The organism is Pararcticibacter amylolyticus (assembly GCF_003130405.1).
Classification (GTDB): Bacteria; Bacteroidota; Bacteroidia; order Sphingobacteriales; family Sphingobacteriaceae; genus Arcticibacter; species Arcticibacter amylolyticus.
The window spans coordinates 10,064-12,893 of the sequence record NZ_QEAS01000018.1; the positions used below are offsets into that span (position 1 = coordinate 10,064).

Below are 2,830 nucleotides of genomic sequence, written 5' to 3' on the forward strand. Positions count from 1 at the left end.
CATTCTTCCAGACGAAACACTTCCTCCAGTCCCACCGACACCGGAGATTGATCCACATTCGTTTCCATAATATCAGCCATATACGCCCACCATTTCTGAACTATAGGTTCAGCAGACAGATCCTGTGAGTTTTCGCCGCCCCTGACATTCTGCACTGCAAACAGGATATTGGTCTCCTCATCAAGAAAAATACTGTAATTGCTGATCCCGCGGGACAAAAGCAACTGACGAAGCTCCGGCCAGATCTGCTGATGGCGCTTCCGGTATTCCTCTTTCATACCGGGATTTAACTTCATTTTGAAGGCTATTCTTGGCATACTTCTGATATTTGGTTATAAAATGGTACTTCTACTGAAAGCGAATGTTCACAGAGATATCCTTCCGGTTATCTGAAATCGTTTTCACATATAAGACTCTGTCCTTCTTGTCCAGGTTAACCCCTCTGACATTCTTCTTCCCATTCTCGGTAACCTCCGGTATCTTACCCGGTAACTCTTCCAGCCTGATCTTTAGCAGATACGTATGAGATGAAGGCTTAAAACTCCCCTCCGGTTTCCTGATATCAATTTTCACCCCATTGGCATCACCGTCCACCGAGATCTCTGTTAAAGCAAATTTACCCGATTTATAGCCGAGGCTAACCCCATCATCCTCGTACAAGGAAAATGAACCGCTGCCGGGAAAAATATCCAGCATAATTTCATTCACCGGCTTTTCCCCGCTGTACAGCATCTCCGGCTGCATCGGTATTACAGCCCCCGCTTTTGCAAATAAAGGGATAGTGTCCAGCGGGCACACTACATGAACATATTGCTTCCCGGCGTATTTCTTCCCTGTCCAATAGTCAAACCACGTACCTTCAGGCAAATACACGGTACGTGTCTGCGCACCTTTTGTCGTCACAGGACAAACCATCAGGTTATTTCCAAACAAGTACTGGTCGCCGATATCATACACATTGGCATCCTTCCGGTAATCCATCACCAGTCCCTTCATTAAAGGCAGCCCCGTTTTATACATTGTATAGGCATTACTATAGATATAGGGGATCAGGCGGTATCTCAGGATATCATACTTTTTAAAATTAGCAAGAGCCTGGTCTCCATAGGCCCAGGGTTCCTTGTAACCCGGATGGTCCATACCAAAGACCAGGGCAACAGGACTGAACATACCAAACTGCACCCATCTGATATAAAGCTCGGGATCAGCCGGACGTTCGAACCCGCCCATACAATGAGCCCAATAGCCCACGCCAGAAAGTCCTATATTAATACCCGCTTTAATAACCGGGGCAAAATACTGCCATTCACTGGGCCAGTCTCCTGCGAAGATGAAAGGATACCGTTGAATCCCGGCATACCCCTCCCGGGTTTGATTCAATCCGCGGATGCCGTTAAACTCCTGGAACTTTTCATAAGGAGCCTTTGCATAGGCAACGGGAAAAACGTTATGAAGCTTCTGAGCAGCTTTGTCTGTCGGCCCCGTCTTATTACTTTCATTTGCCAGGCCGCCAAAAGCACTGCCCTCATCGGTCTTCAGAAACTTAGCACCAATGGAAGCTACCCGCATCACCCCGTTATCCCACCACCAGTCTACCGACTTCCTGTCAAAGAAATTGACAAATTCACCCTTATTGTCAGGTTCGGGATATACCAGTCCTTTTTCGCGCGCCTGGTCAAGGAGATTAAGCTTAATGCCATTATCAAACCGTGGCCGCAAATGCAGCCCCACCATCTTATACTTCATGGCATAGAGACTGTCAAACATTCCTTTAGGATCTTTAAACGTATCCCGCCATTCAAAAGAAGTGGCGCCATTCCCTCCGTTCGTTCCGAAGATCCGCCAGGTTGAGTCAAGCCATAGCAAATCAACCGGGATACCCAGTTCCCGGAATCGCCTGGCGAGCGCTACAACATAAGCATCGGAAGTTTCTTTTTCATGCCCCCAGGTACCACCGCTGTAGGTCCCTGCATGCAATCCCAATGCAAACTGAGGCAGTAAAGGCGATCGCCCTGTCAGGGCTGTATAATCATTTAAGATAGCCGGAAAATCAGGTCCGTAAATAAAGTAATAATCAAGTTCGCCCGATGCTGCTTTAAACAGATAACGGTCATCCGATCCTGATCCCATATCCCATTCCGTCGCATAAGAATTATGAAGAAAGACCCCGTAGCCTCTCGTACTCATAAAAAATGGAACCGGGGAATAGTTGGCTTCAAGAATATTATACGCTCCTATCATATGCGGCCTGCCTTTTCCTCTTCCCACATTCAGGTTCACCTTCTTACTGCGCCGGTCGATAAAGTCCATTCGTTCTCCGAATCCGAAAAAGTGCTCGTCGGGCATCAGCACTTTAGCACACGACACCGTGTCGCCCTTTTTTTCTGCCCCTAAACCCTGCTCTGTTGAGAGCAACTGCCCATCTTTAGAATAAACCTCTATATAAAACGGCGCCTTGAAAACTTTTATGTCCAGCTTTTCTGTCTTCAATAGAAAACAGCCAGGCTCTTCAGAGGCATTTACACCCACTGCCGCCCATTTATAATTCGAAACCATCAGGTCTTCCTCCGGCTCAAAAGACCGGCTCCAGGAGGTCCTCACACGGAACATTCCAGGAGTACAGAATTCCAGCTTAACATCCGCATTCCCGTTTCGAAAATGATATTCATTCCCCTCTTTTTTAAAACCAGAAGAATAATTCCCAACGGACTGTGCCTTGTTAAGTAAGGGAAATAAAAAAAGAAATAAAAAGATAAGAACCCTGTCTCTCTGCATTAGCCACTTATTTGAAAACGATAGTCAATATCCCCCCGCATAACCCCTAACTCAT

The 2,830-nt window shown here is 46.7% G+C and carries 2 protein-coding genes; both read right to left on the reverse strand.

Annotation, left to right across the window (positions count from 1 at the left end):
• Positions 1–317 (reverse strand): L-rhamnose mutarotase (rhaM, locus tag DDR33_RS19160; RefSeq protein WP_109417419.1); only part of this gene is annotated, 317 nt, incomplete at its 3' end.
• A 31-nt stretch (positions 318–348) separates the two neighbouring features.
• Positions 349–2,775, reverse strand: a complete 2,427-nt coding sequence (locus DDR33_RS19165; RefSeq protein ID WP_109417420.1) for a glycoside hydrolase family 31 protein — start codon at positions 2,773–2,775, stop codon at positions 349–351.
• Positions 2,776–2,830: the final 55 nt, after the last annotated feature.